20 protein-coding genes are annotated in these 15663 nt (G+C 54.8%); 11 read left to right on the top strand and 9 right to left on the bottom strand.

Annotated elements, in window-relative coordinates; genetic code table 11:
* Positions 1-10: 10 nt before the first annotated feature.
* The 6 genes from ibaG to mlaF all read right to left on the bottom strand — a co-directional run bounded on the left by ibaG (position 11) and on the right by mlaF (position 3494).
* Positions 11-265, bottom strand: coding sequence for a BolA family iron metabolism protein IbaG (gene ibaG / locus ACNQ0T_RS12930; protein ID WP_003861840.1), 255 nt, complete (start codon positions 263-265; stop codon positions 11-13).
* A gap of 126 nt (positions 266-391) precedes the next feature.
* Positions 392-685 (bottom strand): lipid asymmetry maintenance protein MlaB, encoded by a 294-nt coding sequence (gene mlaB, locus ACNQ0T_RS12925; protein WP_022649525.1) that lies wholly within the window; start codon positions 683-685, stop codon positions 392-394.
* On the bottom strand, positions 685-1320 hold the full coding sequence (mlaC, locus tag ACNQ0T_RS12920) for a phospholipid-binding protein MlaC (protein ID WP_006812130.1): 636 nt from the start codon (positions 1318-1320) through the stop codon (positions 685-687). The genes mlaB and mlaC overlap by 1 nt, the downstream gene beginning before the upstream one ends.
* Positions 1321-1338: 18 nt before the next feature.
* A complete protein-coding gene (gene mlaD, locus ACNQ0T_RS12915) occupies positions 1339-1887 on the bottom strand; it encodes an outer membrane lipid asymmetry maintenance protein MlaD (protein WP_022649526.1) in 549 nt (182 codons plus the stop codon).
* Positions 1888-1891: 4 nt separating this feature from the next.
* Positions 1892-2674 carry a lipid asymmetry maintenance ABC transporter permease subunit MlaE gene (mlaE, locus tag ACNQ0T_RS12910; RefSeq protein WP_003861848.1) on the bottom strand — a complete coding sequence of 261 codons (783 nt, stop codon included), beginning with the start codon at positions 2672-2674 and terminating at the stop codon, positions 1892-1894.
* Between the two features lie 7 nt (positions 2675-2681).
* Positions 2682-3494, bottom strand: a complete 813-nt coding sequence (gene mlaF / locus ACNQ0T_RS12905; RefSeq protein ID WP_022649527.1) for a phospholipid ABC transporter ATP-binding protein MlaF — start codon at positions 3492-3494, stop codon at positions 2682-2684.
* Between the two features lie 227 nt (positions 3495-3721).
* Between mlaF and ACNQ0T_RS12900 the strand changes: the two genes are divergently transcribed.
* The 11 genes from ACNQ0T_RS12900 to npr all read left to right on the top strand — a co-directional run bounded on the left by ACNQ0T_RS12900 (position 3722) and on the right by npr (position 11641).
* The gene (locus ACNQ0T_RS12900) at positions 3722-4699 is read left to right on the top strand and encodes a calcium/sodium antiporter (protein WP_003861852.1); all 978 of its coding nucleotides are present in this window, start codon (positions 3722-3724) and stop codon (positions 4697-4699) included.
* A gap of 13 nt (positions 4700-4712) precedes the next feature.
* Positions 4713-5699 (top strand): arabinose-5-phosphate isomerase KdsD, encoded by a 987-nt coding sequence (kdsD, locus tag ACNQ0T_RS12895; RefSeq protein WP_417930118.1) that lies wholly within the window; start codon positions 4713-4715, stop codon positions 5697-5699.
* A gap of 14 nt (positions 5700-5713) precedes the next feature.
* A complete protein-coding gene (gene kdsC, locus ACNQ0T_RS12890; RefSeq protein ID WP_417930117.1) occupies positions 5714-6280 on the top strand; it encodes a 3-deoxy-manno-octulosonate-8-phosphatase KdsC in 567 nt (188 codons plus the stop codon).
* Positions 6277-6852 carry an LPS export ABC transporter periplasmic protein LptC gene (lptC, locus tag ACNQ0T_RS12885; RefSeq protein WP_022649529.1) on the top strand — a complete coding sequence of 192 codons (576 nt, stop codon included), beginning with the start codon at positions 6277-6279 and terminating at the stop codon, positions 6850-6852. Before kdsC ends, lptC begins: the two co-directional genes overlap by 4 nt.
* Positions 6821-7375, top strand: coding sequence for a lipopolysaccharide ABC transporter substrate-binding protein LptA (gene lptA, locus ACNQ0T_RS12880; protein ID WP_006812136.1), 555 nt, complete (start codon positions 6821-6823; stop codon positions 7373-7375). The genes lptC and lptA overlap by 32 nt, the downstream gene beginning before the upstream one ends.
* 6 nt (positions 7376-7381) lie before the next feature.
* Positions 7382-8107 (top strand): LPS export ABC transporter ATP-binding protein, encoded by a 726-nt coding sequence (gene lptB, locus ACNQ0T_RS12875; RefSeq protein WP_003861862.1) that lies wholly within the window; start codon positions 7382-7384, stop codon positions 8105-8107.
* Between the two features lie 47 nt (positions 8108-8154).
* Positions 8155-9588 (top strand): RNA polymerase factor sigma-54, encoded by a 1434-nt coding sequence (rpoN, locus tag ACNQ0T_RS12870; RefSeq protein WP_022649530.1) that lies wholly within the window; start codon positions 8155-8157, stop codon positions 9586-9588.
* 22 nt (positions 9589-9610) lie between these two features.
* Positions 9611-9898 carry a ribosome hibernation promoting factor gene (hpf, locus tag ACNQ0T_RS12865; protein ID WP_014171818.1) on the top strand — a complete coding sequence of 96 codons (288 nt, stop codon included), beginning with the start codon at positions 9611-9613 and terminating at the stop codon, positions 9896-9898.
* Between the two features lie 82 nt (positions 9899-9980).
* Positions 9981-10472: a PTS IIA-like nitrogen regulatory protein PtsN gene (ptsN, locus tag ACNQ0T_RS12860; protein ID WP_003861869.1), complete on the top strand. Its 492-nt coding sequence runs from the start codon at positions 9981-9983 to the stop codon at positions 10470-10472.
* A gap of 45 nt (positions 10473-10517) precedes the next feature.
* The gene (gene rapZ, locus ACNQ0T_RS12855; RefSeq protein ID WP_003861870.1) at positions 10518-11372 is read left to right on the top strand and encodes an RNase adapter RapZ; all 855 of its coding nucleotides are present in this window, start codon (positions 10518-10520) and stop codon (positions 11370-11372) included.
* Entirely contained in the window at positions 11369-11641 is a 273-nt protein-coding gene (gene npr / locus ACNQ0T_RS12850; RefSeq protein ID WP_003861872.1) for a PTS phosphocarrier protein NPr, read from the top strand. Before rapZ ends, npr begins: the two co-directional genes overlap by 4 nt.
* A gap of 39 nt (positions 11642-11680) precedes the next feature.
* Here npr and mtgA read toward each other — a convergent pair whose 3' ends face one another.
* The 3 genes from mtgA to arcB form a co-directional block, all read right to left on the bottom strand.
* Positions 11681-12406 (bottom strand): monofunctional biosynthetic peptidoglycan transglycosylase, encoded by a 726-nt coding sequence (gene mtgA, locus ACNQ0T_RS12845; protein WP_417930116.1) that lies wholly within the window; start codon positions 12404-12406, stop codon positions 11681-11683.
* Positions 12403-13056, bottom strand: a complete 654-nt coding sequence (elbB, locus tag ACNQ0T_RS12840; RefSeq protein ID WP_417930115.1) for an isoprenoid biosynthesis glyoxalase ElbB — start codon at positions 13054-13056, stop codon at positions 12403-12405. The genes mtgA and elbB overlap by 4 nt, the downstream gene beginning before the upstream one ends.
* Positions 13057-13288: 232 nt before the next feature.
* Positions 13289-15622 (bottom strand): aerobic respiration two-component sensor histidine kinase ArcB, encoded by a 2334-nt coding sequence (gene arcB, locus ACNQ0T_RS12835; protein ID WP_032626426.1) that lies wholly within the window; start codon positions 15620-15622, stop codon positions 13289-13291.
* Positions 15623-15663: the final 41 nt, after the last annotated feature.

Genomic DNA, 15663 nt, shown 5'->3' with positions numbered 1-15663 from the left:
CGCCCTCAGCTCAAAAACCGTTTAGTTTGCGATCGCGTGCCCACTCCTGTGGGGTGAACGCTTTAATCGACAGGGCGTGGATGCGGTTATCCGCAATGTATTCCATCAGCGGCGCGTACACAGCCTGCTGTTTCTTCACGCGACTCATTCCGTCGAACATCTCACCCACAGCAATAACCTGGAAGTGACTGCCATCGCCAGAGACGTGGGCTTCCTGAAGGGAGAGTGCATTCATCAGCACTGTCTGGATTTCATTATTTTCCATGGGGTCTACATCATCTGATAGTGAAAACAAGCTCAACATCTTAGAGCAAAGTGGCGCGGTCTTAAACAAGCAAAAAGCCCCGACGCGTAAACTGTCGGGGCTTTCGGAAGTAACGTACTGAAAAAGTTAGCGAGGTAATACGTCTTCAGGCAAATTGTAAAGCTGTGCAAGGGTTACGACATTATCGCTTACCCCCGTCAGGGTGACGCTACTCCCCTGCTTTTTGCCCGTGGCCACCAGGTGCGCCAGCAGGGCGATACCGGCGGTATCTACCCGCGTGACGCCATGGAGATCAATCAACGTCACGCCCTGCATCGCGTTATGGCGAGCGTCCCACAGCGGGTTAAGCAGATCCTGATCCAGCTCTCCCGTCAGCGTCAACGTCTCGCCGTCACGCGCCCAGCTAAGCTGCTGTGACATTACTTCTTCTCGTCCAGGGTAATTTTCTGACGAGAGATGGACTGAAGCTGAGCCGTCAGGCCATCGATGCCTTTGGTGCGCAGCAAATCGCTCCACTCGTTCTGTTTAGTGGTGATCATGCTGACGCCTTCAGCGATCATGTCGTACGCCTGCCAGTTTCCGGTCTGGCTGTTTTTACGCCACTGGAAGTCCAGGCGTACCGGTGGACGACCGTTTGGATCGATAATCGTCACGCGGATAGGAATGATGGTGGCATCGCCCAGCGGCTGTTCAGGGGCAATCTGATAGGTCTGCCCGTGGTACATCGCCAGCGCCTGGCCGTAAGCCTGTTTCAGGTATTCACGGAACGCCGCAAAGTAAGCCTCGCGCTGCGCCGGGGTCGCGTCTTTGTAGTAACGGCCCAGCACCAGTGCGCCCGCGTACTTGATCTGCACATACGGCAGCAGCTCCTGATCCACCACATCACGCAGATAATCAGGGTTAGAACGGATTTTGGGCTGTTCGTTTTTAAGACGGTCGAAGGTTTTCTTCGCGGCCTCATCCATCAGTTTGTACGGGTTACTCTGATCCGCAGCGTGCGCCGCGGTTAGAGGGGCAATGACCAGCATGGCAACCATTAACAGTCGTTTAAACATGAATGACTTCTCCTGAAATTAATTCGTCGCGCCTGGCGTCGGTTCGACGTTGGTGTGGTCTTCACTCTGCGCAGGGGCATCGTCAGACTTTTTATCATCCCCTTTACTGTTGTAAAGGAACTGACCAATCATATCTTCCAGCACCATCGCTGACTTGGTATCCTGGATTACGCTACCGTCTTTAAGGATAGACGTTCCCAGCTCAGGATCTTCAAAACCAACGTTAAGGGCCAGATATTGCTCCCCCAGCAGGCCAGAGGTGCGGATAGAGAGCGAGCTGGTGTCCGGAATGTGGTTATAGCGTTCTTCGATATCCATTGCGACGCGCGGCAGATAGGTTTTCTCATCAAGCGTAATGTCAGCGACACGTCCAATAACGACGCCACCAATACGGACCGGTGAGCGCGCCTTCAGGCCGCCGATATTATCGAAAGTCGCGTAGACGCGATACGTCGGCTCGGTGCGAACAGAGGTGATGTCCGCCGCTCGCAGGCAGATAAACAGTGCGGCCAGCAGCGCCAGAAGCAAAAACACGCCAACCCAAATTTCATTTTTTCTCGTTTGCATGAACTCAATTCCCAAACATCAGTGCGGTGAGCACAAAATCCAGACCTAAAACGGCCAGCGACGAATGTACGACAGTACGCGTCGTTGCACGGCTAATGCCCGCCGACGTCGGAATGGCATCGTAACCATTAAACAACGCAATCCAGGTAACCGTCACAGCGAAAACCACGCTCTTGATCAGACAGTTCACCAGATCCATCCGCAGATCGATGGCGTCCTGCATGGCAGACCAGAAGAACCCGGCATCAATGCCTTTCCAGTTGACGCCAACCAGCGCGCCTCCCCAGATACCTACCGCCACAAAGAGGATAGTCAGTAACGGCAAGGAGATAACCCCGGCCCAGAAGCGCGGCGAGATCACCCGGCGCAGCGGATCGACCGCCATCATCTCCATACTGGAGAGCTGCTCTGTGGCGCGCATCAGGCCAATTTCAGCCGTCAGCGCTGATCCGGCACGCCCGGCGAACAGCAGCGCTGCTACAACCGGCCCGAGTTCACGCAGCAGCGAGAGCGCCACCAGCATGCCAAGGCTGGTTTCCGCGCTGTAGGTTGTCAGCACCAGATACCCCTGCAACCCCAGCACCATGCCAATAAACAGACCCGACACGATGATGATAAGCATCGACAGCACACCGACGTTATAAAGCTGCCGCACCAGTAACGGCGCATGCTTGCGGAACTCCGGTTTGCCAACCAGCGCGTTGAACAACATTAATCCGGCACGCCCGAACGTACTGATGGTTTTTAGGCCACGGTGTCCAAGACCCGCCAACGCATTTAACAGCATGAGTGGATTAACTCCCTATTCCCAGTAAATCGTCATGATAGTCGCCCGCCGGATAGCGGAAAGGCACCGGCCCATCTGCGATACCGTCCAGGAACTGCCGCACGCGCGGATCGCCATTCTCCTGCAACGCCTGAGCGCTGCCGTGGGCGACGATCTTTTTGTCAGCCACAATATAGGCGTAATCAGCAATACTCAGCACTTCCGGAACGTCGTGGGAAACCACCACGCAGGTGACGCCAAGGGCGCTGTTCAGCTCCGAGATTAACTTCACCAGCACGCCCATGGTGATAGGGTCCTGCCCGACGAACGGTTCATCGAACATGATTAAATCGGGTTCCAGGGCAATAGCACGCGCCAGCGCGGCGCGGCGCGCCATCCCACCCGAGAGTTCGGACGGCATAAGTTTCGCAGCCCCCCGCAACCCCACAGCTTCGAGCTTCATCATCACCGTGCTGTGCAACAGCGCAGGAGGAAGATGGGTGTGCTCACGCAGCGGATAGGCCACGTTGTCAAATACGTTCATATCGGTGAACAGCGCACCCGACTGAAAGAGCATGCTCATCCGTTTGCGAACCGTGTAGAGGCGCGAGCGAGACATCTCCGGGACGTTTTCACCGTCGAAGAGAATTTCGCCGCTATCAGGGGGGATTTGCCCGCCGATAAGACGCAGCAACGTCGTTTTACCGATCCCTGACGGCCCCATGATGGCGGTGATTTTACCGCGCGGCACGGTCAGCGAAATATCATCAAATATCACCCGGTTGCCGCGAGAAAAACTGACGCCCCGGACATCGACTATATTCGCCATCGTTTGGCTCATTTATGGTTCCTTACTTACCTTGCTTCACTGCTGGCATGAAGCGTAAATCAGCCCTAAACCCCGCATTTTTACAGAATATTCACTATTGGGGTTAGCGAAAGCTGGCATTTGTTTTACTTTTCCGGCGCATAAAGTCAAAATTAGGAATTCGTCACGTCTCAGACTTCATCTGGCGCTAAAATTCGTGCGCAGTGGACCAGCGAGTATACCTGAAGAAAGGACTTTTGATGCTTTTAGCAACAGCACTGTTAATAATTGGTTTACTGTTGGTGGTCTACAGTGCTGACCGTTTGGTCTTTGCCGCATCCATTCTCTGTCGACTCATTGGCATGCCGCCCATCATTATTGGGATGACGGTGGTCAGTGTAGGCACATCGCTTCCTGAAATCATCGTTTCTGTTTCAGCCTCGTTGCATGGCCAGGTCGACCTCGCTATTGGCACCGCGATTGGCTCTAACATCGTCAATATCTTGCTGATTTTAGGCTTAGCCGCATTACTGCATCCATTTCGCGTACATTCCGATGTTTTGCGTCGTGAATTGCCGCTAATGTTAGTCGTCAGTCTGCTGGCAGGCTATGTGCTTTATGACGGGGTGCTGAGCGTCGGTGACGGTATATTCCTGCTCGCCCTGGCCGTGATCTGGTTGCTTTACAGCGTGAAGATCGCACGTCTGGCGGAAAAACAGGGTAATGATAGCCTCACGCGTGAGCATCTCGCCGAGCTGCCACGGGAAGGGACCTTACCCGTCGCCCTGCTGTGGCTGGGCGTCGCGCTGATCATAATGCCAATGGCCACGCGGATGGTGGTCGATAACGCGACGGTGCTGGCGAACGCGTTTGCGATGAGCGAACTGACAATCGGTCTGACGGTCATCGCCATCGGCACCAGCCTGCCAGAGCTGGCTACCGCCATCGCCGGGGCACGTAAAGGGGAAGATGATATCGCCATCGGCAATATCATTGGCTCGAATATTTTCAATATCGCGATCGTGACGGGGCTGCCGGCATTAATCTCACCGGGGCCGTTTAACCCTATGGTCTTCACGCGCGATTACGGTGTGATGCTGCTGGTCAGCGTAATTTTCGCCCTGCTCTGCTGGCGGCGAAAAGAGCAGATCGGCAAAGGCGCGGGCGCGCTGCTGACGGGTGGATTTATCGTATGGCTGGCGATGCTGTACTGGCTCTCGCCACTTCTCTCTGGGTAAACGGAAACGCATTATGTCGCAAATAGAATTGCAGCCGGGTTTTGACTTTCAGAAAGCAGGCAAAGACGTTCTGGAGATTGAACGTGAAGGTCTGGCGCAGTTAGATCAGTACATTAATCAGGATTTTAGTCTGGCCTGTGAGAAGATGTTCTACTGCGCCGGTAAAGTCGTGGTGATGGGGATGGGCAAATCCGGCCATATCGGGCGCAAAATGGCGGCGACCTTTGCCAGTACCGGCACGTCGTCATTCTTCGTTCATCCCGGTGAAGCCGCGCACGGTGACCTCGGCATGGTTACGCCGCAGGACGTGGTTATTGCGCTGTCCAACTCCGGGGAATCGAATGAAATCCTGGCGTTGATCCCGGTGCTGAAGCGTCTGCGCGTACCGCTGATTTGCATGACCAGCCGCCCGGAAAGCAGCATGGCGCGTGCGGCAGATATTCACCTGTGCGTGAAGGTGCCGAAAGAAGCCTGTCCGCTGGGGCTGGCGCCGACCTCCAGCACAACCGCCGCGCTGGTGATGGGCGATGCCCTTGCCGTTGCGCTGCTGGAAGCCCGCGGTTTTACGCCTGAAGATTTCGCTCTGTCTCACCCCGGCGGCGCGCTCGGGCGCAAACTGCTGCTGCGGGTCAACGATATTATGCACACCGGGGATGAGATCCCGCATGTCAGCAAAGAGGCCTCTTTGCGCGACGCGTTACTGGAGATCACCCGTAAAAACCTGGGCATGACGGTTATCTGCGACGATCTGATGAAGATTCAGGGCATTTTCACCGACGGCGACCTGCGCCGGGTATTCGATATGGGTGTGGATGTCCGAATGCTGGGCATCGCTGATGTAATGACACCCGGCGGGATCCGCGTCCGTCCGGGCACGCTGGCGGTAGATGTACTGAACCTGATGCAGTCCCGTCATATTACCTCAGTGATGGTTGCCGATGGCGACCAACTGCTGGGTGTGGTACATATGCATGATCTGCTGCGCGCTGGCGTAGTGTAATGAAGGATAAGACAATGAGTAATGCGGGTGCATCCCTTGCAACCTGTTATGGCCCGGTGAGCGCCCACATGATGGCAAAGGCGGAAAATATCCGCCTGCTGATCCTCGATGTGGATGGTGTGCTCTCCGACGGTCTGATTTATATGGGCAATAACGGCGAAGAGCTGAAAGCCTTTAACGTTCGCGACGGTTACGGTATCCGCTGTGCGCTCACGTCCGGTATTGAAGTTGCAATCATCACCGGGCGGAAAGCTAAACTGGTAGAAGATCGGTGTGAAACGCTGGGCATTACCCATCTCTATCAGGGGCAGTCTGATAAGATGGTAGCCTTCCGGGATCTGTTGGGAAAACTGGCCATTGCACCAGAGAATGTGGCATACGTCGGGGATGATTTGATCGACTGGCCAGTCATGGCGGAGGTGGGTCTGAGCATCGCCGTGGCTGACGCGCACCCGCTGCTGATCCCGCGTGCTGATTATGTTACCCATATTCACTGTGGCCGCGGCGCCGTCCGTGAAGTCTGCGATCTGCTTCTGCTGGCGCAGGGCAAGCTTGATGAGGCGAAAGGGCAATCGATATGAGTAAAACCAGACGTTGGGTTATCATTCTGCTTGCGCTTGTCGCCCTGGTACTGATTGGCGTAAACCTCGCTGACCGCGAAGATACGCAAGCGGAAGTGGTTAACACGAGCGACCCGACCTATAAAAGCGATCACAGCGACACCGTGGTCTATAGCCCGGAAGGCGCGCTGAACTATCGCCTCGTTGCTCAGCATGTAGAATATTTTTCAGATGACGGTACTTCGTGGTTTACCCAACCGGTCATGACCACCTTTGATACGGACAAAGTGCCGACGTGGTCTATCAAGTCTGACCGGGCAAAACTGACAAATGACCGTATGCTTTACCTGTATGGTCACGTTGAAGTCAACGCCCTGACTGCTGACGCGCAACTGCGAAAAATTACGACGGATAACGCCCAGATCAACCTGGTCACCCAGGATGTCACGTCGCAGGATTTAGTCACCCTGTATGGCACAACATTTAATTCCAGCGGTTTAAGAATGCGCGGGAACTTACGCAGCAAAAACGCCGAGCTGATTGAAAAGGTTAGAACCTCCTATGAAATTCAAAACAAACAAACTCAGCCTTAAAGTTGTTATCGCCAGCGCGCTGCTGGCGGCCAGTCTTCCCGCGCTTGCTGTGACTGGCGACACCGAACAGCCGATTCATATTGAATCCGATACCCAGTCTCTGGATATGCAGGGTAACGTCGTCACCTTTACTGGCAACGTGGTCATGACCCAGGGCACCATCAAAATCAACGCCGACAAAGTGGTCGTTACCCGACCGGGCGGCGAGCAGGGCAAAGAGATTATCGATGGTTATGGTAACCCGGCCACCTTCTACCAGATGCAGGACAACGGCAAGCCGGTGAAAGGCCATGCCTCGCATATGCACTATGAACTGGCGAAGGATCTGGTCATCCTGACCGGTAATGCTTACCTGGAACAGCTGGACAGCAATATCAAAGGCGACAAGATCACTTATCTGGTGAAAGAGCAGAAAATGCAGGCCTCCAGTGAAAAAGGCAAACGCGTCACGACCGTTCTTGTGCCTTCGCAATTGCAGGACAAGAACAACGGCCAGGCTCCGGCACAGAAAAAGAGTAACTAATTCGTTATGGCAACTTTAACTGCAAAAAACCTCGCAAAAGCGTATAAGGGCCGCCGCGTCGTCGAAGATGTCAGTCTGACCGTCAACTCCGGCGAAATCGTGGGTTTGCTTGGCCCTAACGGGGCGGGTAAAACCACGACCTTCTACATGGTGGTGGGCATCGTCCCGCGTGACGCCGGCAACATCATCATCGATGATGAAGATATCAGCCTGCTGCCACTGCATGCCCGCGCGCGTCGTGGCATCGGCTATCTGCCGCAGGAAGCCTCCATCTTCCGCCGCTTAAGCGTGTTCGACAACCTGATGGCCGTGCTCCAGATCCGTGACGATCTGACCAGCGAGCAGCGCACTGACCGTGCGAACGAGCTGATGGAAGAGTTTCATATCGAACATCTGCGTGACAGCCTCGGTCAGGCGCTGTCCGGTGGTGAACGCCGCCGCGTTGAGATTGCGCGCGCGCTGGCAGCAAACCCGAAATTTATCCTCCTGGATGAACCGTTTGCGGGCGTTGACCCCATCTCCGTTATCGATATCAAACGTATTATTGAGCACCTGCGCGACAGCGGGCTTGGCGTGCTGATCACGGACCACAACGTTCGTGAAACGCTGGCCGTGTGTGAGCGCGCCTACATAGTGAGCCAGGGCCATCTGATTGCCCACGGTACGCCGCAGCAAATCCTCGAAGATGAGCATGTTAAGCGCGTGTACCTTGGGGAAGACTTCAGACTCTGATAGGGTAGAGGTTAAGTCACGCCGAACCGGAGAAAAACGCTCTGAACATGAAGCAAGGTTTGCAATTACGGCTCAGCCAGCAACTGGCCATGACGCCGCAGCTCCAGCAGGCAATCCGTCTGTTGCAGCTGTCCACGTTAGAACTCCAGCAGGAGCTCCAGCAGGCGCTGGACAGCAATCCGCTGCTGGAGCAAACCGATCTTCATGACGAGGTAGACGCTCAGCAGACGCAGGACACAGAAACGCTCGACTCCGTAGATGCGCTCGAACAGAAAGAGATGCCGGAGGAACTGCCGCTGGATGCCAGCTGGGATGAAATCTACACCGCGGGTACCCCTTCCGGGACGCGTGCAGATTACCAGGACGATGAACTCCCGGTCTACCAGGGCGAAACTACCCAGTCGCTTCAGGACTACCTGATGTGGCAGGTGGAGCTGACGCCTTTCTCCGATACCGATCGCGCCATTGCCACCTCGATTGTCGATGCCGTTGACGACACGGGCTATTTGACCGTGACGCTGGACGAGATTCTGGAAAGCATCGGCGATGACGAGATTGAACTGGAAGAGATCGAAGCCGTCCTGAAACGCGTTCAGCGTTTCGACCCGATTGGCGTCGCCGCGAAAGATCTGCGCGACTGCCTTCTGATCCAGCTTTCGCAGTTTGCCAAAGAGACACCGTGGATTGACGAAGCCCGGCTCATCATCAGCGAGCATCTGGATTTGCTGGCAAATCACGACTTCCGCACCCTGATGCGCGTCACGCGCCTCAAAGAAGAGGTGCTGAAGGAAGCGGTGAATCTGATCCAGTCACTCGATCCGCGTCCGGGGCAATCTATCCAGACCAGCGAACCGGAATACGTTATTCCTGATGTGCTGGTGAGAAAACACAATGGCCGCTGGGTCGTTGAACTGAACGCCGACAGCATTCCTCGCCTGCAAATCAACCAGCAATACGCCTCCATGTGCACCAGCGCCCGTAACGACGCTGATAATCAATACATTCGCAGCAACCTTCAGGAAGCACGCTGGTTGATTAAGAGTCTGGAAAGCCGTAATGACACGCTGCTGCGCGTCAGCCGCTGTATTGTCGAACAGCAGCAGGCATTCTTTGAGCAGGGCGAAGAGTTTATGAAACCGATGGTGCTGGCGGACATCGCCCAGGCCGTCGAGATGCATGAATCAACCATTTCCCGCGTGACCACGCAGAAGTATCTGCACAGCCCACGCGGTATTTTTGAGCTTAAGTATTTCTTCTCCAGCCACGTGAACACCGAAGGCGGCGGCGAAGCCTCGTCAACAGCTATTCGCGCACTGGTGAAGAAGTTGATCGCCGCGGAGAACCCCGCGAAGCCACTCAGTGACAGTAAGTTAACCACCATGCTGTCCGATCAGGGTATTATGGTGGCACGCCGTACTGTCGCGAAGTATCGAGAGTCTTTATCCATTCCGCCGTCTAACCAGCGTAAACAACTGGTTTGACACAACCGATAAGGAAGACACTATGCAGCTCAATATCACCGGACATAACGTCGAAATTACTGAGGCTTTACGCGATTTTGTAAACGCTAAGTTCGCGAAACTCGAGCAGTATTTCGAGAGGATCAACCAGGTCTATGTTGTGTTGAAAGTGGAGAAAGTGACGCATATCTCGGATGCGACCCTGCACGTCAACGGAGGGGAACTTCATGCCAGTGCGGAAGGGCAAGACATGTACGCGGCTATCGACGGCTTGATTGATAAGCTTGCGAGACAGCTCAATAAACATAAAGATAAACTGAAACAACACTAATTGTCCGGGCAGTTAACGGGTGCAGGACGGCCTGTTGTGAAACACAACAGGCCATTTGTACAGTTAGCGCTTAGGTGAAATTATGATAAACAACGATTCCGCTCTTCAACTGAGCAATGTCCTTAACCAGGATTGTACCCGCAGTGGCGTTCACTGCCAGAGCAAAAAACGTGCGCTGGAAATCATCAGTGAGCTGGCCGCAAAACAGCTGGGTCTGCCGCCGCAGATCGTGTTTGAAGCCATTCTGACCCGTGAAAAAATGGGCAGTACCGGCATCGGCAATGGCATTGCGATCCCGCATGGCAAGCTGGAAGAAGATACGCTGCGTGCCGTGGGGGTGTTTGTGCAACTGGAAACGCCTATCGCTTTTGACGCCATCGATAACCAGCCTGTGGATCTGCTCTTCGCGCTGCTGGTTCCTGCCGATCAGACCAAAACCCACCTGCACACGCTGTCGCTGGTTGCCAAACGTCTGGCGGATAAAACCATTTGTCGTCGACTGCGCTCAGCTCAAAGTGATGAAGAGCTTTATCAAATTATCACTGAAGCAGAAGGCAATCAGGATGAGGCATAATCGGGAAAGGGCCTTCAGAACGGCTTCCCTGAGGAGAAACGGAACATGGTGCTGATGATCGTCAGCGGTCGTTCGGGGTCCGGGAAGTCCGTGGCCCTGCGCGCGCTGGAAGACATGGGATTTTACTGCGTAGATAACCTGCCGGTAGTGCTGTTACCCGATCTGGCGCGGACGCTGGCGGACAGGCAAATCTCTGCCGCCGTCAGTATTGACGTGCGTAACATGCCGGAATCGCCGGAAATCTTCGAGCAGGCAATGAACAGCCTGCCGGAGTGCTTCTCGCCTCAGCTCTTGTTCCTGGACGCTGACCGCAACACGCTGATCCGCCGTTACAGCGATACACGTCGTTTGCATCCGCTCTCCAGTAAAAATCTTTCGCTGGAAAGCGCCATCGATAAAGAGAGCGATCTGCTTGAGCCGCTGCGTTCCCGGGCCGACCTGATTGTCGACACCTCTGAAATGTCCGTCCACGAGCTGGCGGAAATGCTGCGTACGCGCTTACTCGGCAAGCGCGAGCGCGAACTGACGATGGTGTTTGAATCCTTCGGCTTTAAGCACGGTATCCCTATCGATGCGGATTACGTTTTTGATGTGCGTTTCCTGCCGAACCCACACTGGGATCCGAAACTGCGTCCGATGACCGGTCTGGATAAGCCGGTGGCGGCGTTCCTCGACCGACACACAGAAGTACACAATTTTATCTACCAGACGCGAAGCTACCTTGAGCTATGGTTACCTATGCTGGAGACAAACAATCGTAGCTACCTGACGGTGGCGATTGGCTGTACCGGCGGTAAACATCGTTCGGTCTACATTGCCGAACAGCTGGCCGATTACTTCCGCTCACGCGGGAAGAACGTTCAGTCCCGTCATCGCACGCTGGAAAAACGTAAAACATGACCGTAAAACAGACCGTCGAAATCACCAATAAGCTGGGCATGCATGCGCGCCCGGCGATGAAGCTGTTTGAACTGATGCAGGGTTTTGATGCTGAGGTGCTGCTGCGCAACGATGAGGGAACCGAGGCAGAAGCCAACAGCGTGATTGCGCTGCTGATGCTGGATTCTGCCAAAGGCCGCCAGATTGAAGTTGAAGCCACCGGCCCGCAGGAAGAAGAAGCGCTGGCGGCAGTGATTGCCCTGTTTAACGCCGGGTTTGACGAAGATTAACGTTCGCCACGTCGGCGGGTAGCGCTGCGCTTACCCGCTTTACATAAGATTATTTCGCTCCATAAAGCCTTCCCCACCCAGCTGACGCATCTGGCGCATAATCCACGCCTGGCGGCTTCGCACGTAGCCTGACGGCGCGCTGGCCTTAAAACGCAGCGGGTTCGGCAGCACGGCGGCAAGCAGTGCCGCTTCGGACATAGTCAGCCTGCTGGCGGGCTTGCCAAAATAGCGCTGCGATGCCGCTTCGACGCCAAACACGCCGTCACCAAACTCCGCGATATTCAGGTAGACGGTCAAAATGCGTTTTTTGCTCCACACCGTCTCGACGCCCAGCGTCAGCCCGGCCTCCAGCCCTTTTCTCACCCAGCTGCGACCGTCCCATAAGAACAGATTTTTTACCGTCTGCTGAGAAAGCGTCGACGCACCGCGGACGCGGTTTTCATGACGTTCATTATGATCCAGCGCCTTCTCGATAGCCGCCACGTCAAAACCCCAGTGCTCCGGGAATTTCTGATCTTCTGCCGCAATGACCGCCAGCCCCATCCACGGGGAGATTTCATCCATGCCGACCCAGTCTGAGTGGGCAACATAGCCAAAATCACCCGAGAGCCAGGCGCTAATCTGCCGCTCTGCCATCACGGCCGAGAACGGGACGGGCAGGATGCTGAACAGCGCAATGCCTCCGCCCCAAAAAACGGCCAGGACCAGCACAATACGCAGCAGGATCCGTTTTAACCACCCGCCAGAGGATAATTTACGGCTCATTCGGTAAGAACCAGCACTCTGTCCACCAGCTTTTCAATGCCTGCAGCAGCCTCGGCAATGTTCTGCGCCAGCATATACGCCGGTGTGGTGACGATTTTATTGTCCTCATCCACCACAATGTCGTCTACCGGACATGGCACGTGTTCGCCGCCCATATCTTCGACAATTTCAGCAGTATCAATGTCGGTTCCGATCGTGAGCCGCAGCGGGAAATCAAAAATCTTCGGCAGCATGGCTGGCGCAATGCAGATAAAGCCCTGCGGCTTACCTGCCGCATGCATCGCCAGCGATAGCGCTTTCAAATCGGGATCGACATGGCACGCCGCGCCTTGCGTTGCAAACGTGCTCAGGTTTTTCGCCGCGCCAAAGCCGCCCGGCACGATGAGTGCATCTAGCTCAGCCGCATCGGCCTGTACCAGCGGATGAATATCCCCGCGCACAATACGTGCCGCTTCAATCAGCACGTTACGGCTTTCCTCCATTGGCTCGCCGGTAAGATGATTAACCACGTCTGCCTGCGTTTTATCCGGAGCGAAGCAGATAACGTCGGCCCCCTGGCGCGATAATGCCAGCAGCGTTAATACGGTTTCATGTATCTCTGAACCATCGTAAACGCCACATCCGCTCAGCACGACACCCACTTTCTTCATTCTGACGATCCTTCTATGCAACTCGCTGAAGCACATTAAAAATTCTGATTAAAACGCTATGCTTCACACATTTCACTGATTCATGTAACAAACTGTTTAAGATTTGCTATCTTATCTGCGTGCGGCCTTAATTTTCAGGCGGCGTCCATGCGAAAACAACCCATAAAAATCAGGCGCAGCCACGATTTCCCTGGTGTTGGCGCAGTATTCGCGCACCCCGGTATAGCCGGGGTCATTTTTTTCGGGATTCTACCCAGGCTTTCAGCACTGCCACATCGTTTTGCCACTCTTGTTTCATCTCTTCAACCCAATCACCTACGTTATCTTCCCAGGCAGGTAAATCAGGCGACTGAATCTGCTGGCCCAGCTGCTGGAGATGGCGTAACCCGACTGAACCAGCTGCGCCTTTGATTTTATGTCCCTCTTCGACGATGCCCTTCTGGTCACGCGCCGTCAGGTTGGATTCGAGCACGTTCAGATAGCCCGGCATCATTTTTTCGAACACGGCCAGGCCATCGGTGATCAGTTTGGGTCCCACCAGATCGATATACTGCTCCAGCATGGCGGTATCCAGTATCGTTTGGGTTTTAGCGCTATCAACAGACGTCATGGTGCTCTCCTCTTCATCACAGGTATCCCAGAACTTTTTGATCATCGCCGTCAGGGCAGGTACTGCCAGCGGCTTGCTGAGCACATCGTCCATACCGGCCTCGAGGTACTCTTTTTTATCTTTCAGCACGTTTGCGGTCAACGCAACCAGCGGCGGCAGCTCGTCAGGAGCATATTTGCGCGTCAGCTCGCGGGAGATATCCAGCCCGGTCATGTCCGGTAGCTGAATATCGAGCAGCACCAGGTCGTACTCGCCCGGCGTGAACATCTCCAGCGCGGCTTTGCCGGTCATCGCGACATCCACGCTGTTACCGAGTTTTTCCAGTACCGACCGGGCGACAATGACGTTCAGCTCAATATCTTCAACCAGCAGGACGTGCAGGGCTGGAAGCGGCATATCATCGTTCTCAAACGTATCTTCCACTTCTTCAGCAACAGCAGGGGCGTGGACGGTAAGCGTAAAGGTGGAGCCTTTACCCGGCTGGCTGGCAACGGTGATATCCCCACCCATACTTTTCGCCAGACGTTTCGACACCGCCAGGCCAATGCCCGTGCCGGTCGCCGGTTTACCGCCGTGGCTGTCTTTAACCTGATAATACATGGCGAAGATCTTATCCTGCTCATCCTGAGGAATGCCGATACCCGAGTCCTCAACTTCAAAGTGCAGCATGTCCCCCTCATCATAGCGAATGCGCACCGCAACCTGTCCCTTCTGGGTAAACTTCACGGCGTTGCTGATGAGATTCCACAGGATCTGACGCAGACGCGTGCCGTCCGTCACCACTTTATGCGGCAGCGGCAGCGTCGGTTCCATCACGAAGCTCAACCCTTTCTGCTGGGCCTGCAAACCTGACAGGTTCTCCAGGTCCGCGAGGAAGCCGGTAAAATCAACCGGCTGGTTGTCGAGCTGAACCTTACGTCGCTCCATCTTATCCATGTCGATAATATCATTGAAGATATTGCCCAGCGTGACCGCCGAGACGTGGATCGTTTTGAGGTATTTTTCCTGCTCGCTGGTCAGGTCGGTATCCAGCAGAATACGGCTCAGCCCCACGATACCGTTTAGCGGCGTACGAAGCTCATGGCTGATGGTGGAGATGAAGGTGGTCTTGTCACGACTGGCGCGCTCCAGCGCATCCTGATATCGCTTACGCTCGGTGATATCACGGCCAAAGCCCATCAGACCATGACGTTTACCCACCCGGTCGTAATAAGGCACTTTGCGGATTTCAAAGCAGGCTTTGCGCCCGTCGGGATAATCCAGCCACTGCTCATAGGTCAACGAGACGTTATGGCGGAAGACCTTTTCATCCGTCTCCATCACTTTTGCCGCCGCCTCTTCGGAATAGACATCCTGAGGTTTCAGGTGTATCAGCTGCTTTTCGCTTTTCCCGGTCAACAGTTCCATGGCCCGGTTACAGCCGGAGAACTCTTTATCTTCATTACGGTAGAACACCAGATCCGGCGACGCATCGAGGAACGAGCGCAGGAAAGAGGATTGCTGTTCAAGCTGGATCTGCGTGACCTCACGCTCTTTCATCTCAATTTTCAGCTGCTCCAGCGTGGTCTGACGCTCGGCTTCCGCCTTCTCACGGTCTGAAATTTCCTGATTCAGCTGGGCAATGTTGTCCTTGAGCTGAACGTTGAGTTTAAGATCGCGCTCGCGCATCTCTTCCAGCTTATCCACCAGTTTCGATAAACGCTGTCGGGACTCTTCCAGCTGCTCAACCACCACGGAGAGGAAATAGACCGCCCATGGGGTGATCAGCAGGCCAAAGAAAATAGAGCGGATCACGTCGATGCTCTCGACCTGACCATGCAGAACCATGGTCACGGCCATTTGCACGACGATGGCCAGAACGACCAGCGCCAGCGCCAGCAGCATGGAAAAACGCACCAGCCCGAGCTTCATCATCAGGTCGACGTAGTACTGGGCCAGCATTCGAATTTGCTTCATAGAGGATCCCTTCACGACTTTATCGCTCAATAATACTCAAA

Origin of the sequence: Enterobacter cloacae complex sp.6700776, from assembly GCF_048284255.1 — a bacterium.
Lineage (GTDB): Bacteria > Pseudomonadota > Gammaproteobacteria > Enterobacterales > Enterobacteriaceae > Enterobacter > Enterobacter intestinihominis.
This window is presented reverse-complemented; position numbering and strand designations above follow the sequence as displayed.